This is a genomic window from Bradyrhizobium sp. MI1.4 (genome assembly GCF_055811315.1).
The window spans coordinates 1-1,410 of sequence record NZ_JBVVPP010000123.1; the positions used below are offsets into that span (position 1 = coordinate 1).

1 protein-coding gene is annotated in these 1,410 nt (G+C 57.0%); it reads left to right on the plus strand.

Annotation, left to right across the window (positions count from 1 at the left end):
* Window positions 1–102 precede the first annotated feature (102 nt).
* A complete protein-coding gene (locus AC0L23_RS39890) occupies window positions 103–1,134 on the plus strand; it encodes an IS110 family RNA-guided transposase (protein ID WP_231188901.1) in 1,032 nt (343 codons plus the stop codon).
* Window positions 1,135–1,410: the final 276 nt, after the last annotated feature.

Sequence of the window (1,410 nt, forward strand, 5' to 3'; positions counted from 1 at the left end):
TGAACTTCATCAAAAGTGATGGTGTGGAACGGCCCTTCGAACCGGCATCAAAACTGCCTAACGTGGTCGCGTAGAGAGGCGCCACAAACGAAGGACCGTTCCATGGAGAAGATTATCACAGTGGGTTTGGATTTGGCCAAGTCGATCTTTCAAGTTCACGGCATCGCCGAAAACGGGAAAGTCTTGGTTCGTCGCACATTGCGGCGATCGCAGGTTCTGCCCTTCTTTCGAAGCCTTCCAGCTTGCGTGGTAGGTATGGAGGCCTGTGCGAGTGCCCATCACTGGGCACGCGAGATAGCGGCGTTGGGCCACTCTGTCCGCATGATGCCGCCAGCCTACGTGAAGCCTTACGTCAAACGAAACAAGACCGACGCGGCGGATGCTGAAGCCATTTGTGAGGCGGTCAACCGCCCGACAATGCGGTTCGTGCCCGTGAAGACTGCCGAACAACAAGCAGCCAGCATGATTTTGCGAACGCGAGAGATGCTGATGAAGCAGCGCAGCCAGACTGCAAATGCCCTGCGTGCCCATATGGCCGAATTGGGCATTATCGCTGGCACAGGCATGGCAAGCATCGCGAAACTCCTGGTGCTTCTCCGGGACGAAAAAGACAATAGGATTCCCGGCGCCGCCCGCTTTGCCCTGATCCTATTCGCTGAACAGATTGAGCTGCTTACAACCCGCATAGAGAAGCTCGACAGAGAGATTTTGGTTGCCGTCAGAAAGGACCCTGATGCAAGGCGTCTGATGAGCATTCCGGGTGTCGGTCCTCTCATCGCCGCTACCGTTCGGACATCCGTCGTGGATGCTCGCGATTTTGCGACTGCACGAGATTTTGCGGCTTGGACGGGGCTCACACCGAGGGCACAGTCGAGCGGCGGGAAAGAAAGGCTCGGCGCGATATCAAAGCGCGGAAATCGGCAACTACGGACGCTCCTGATCGTTGGTGCGACCTCTATCATCAAGCTTGCTAAACGAGGCTTGAAAGTCCCACTCTGGATTCGGACCATGCTGCAAAGACGGCCGGTCAAGGTCGTATCGGTCGCGCTCGCTAATAAGATTGCGCGCACGATCTGGGCCTTGCTGGTCAGAGGCGGCAACTATCAGGCGCCGGCCGCAATGCTGAAATCCTAATCTCAAGAGCTCTCCGGCGGAAGAAGAACGCTGCCGAGGAGGCAAGGTGCAAATCTGGATGAACCCCGAATGACGTCATTCCCGGTAGCAATCAGACCGCCTGACTCACTGCGCTTCGAGCGCGAGAAATTGATTGGGCGATTGCTTCCGCGGATATCATCGTGGCCAGCGGCCAGGCGCCGCGTTCACAGGCCGAACATATGACCGCACCGTCATCCCTTGTTCAACCAGAGAAAGATCTTGCAGCCCGGGCCGTTCCACATATGAGTCAGAGCC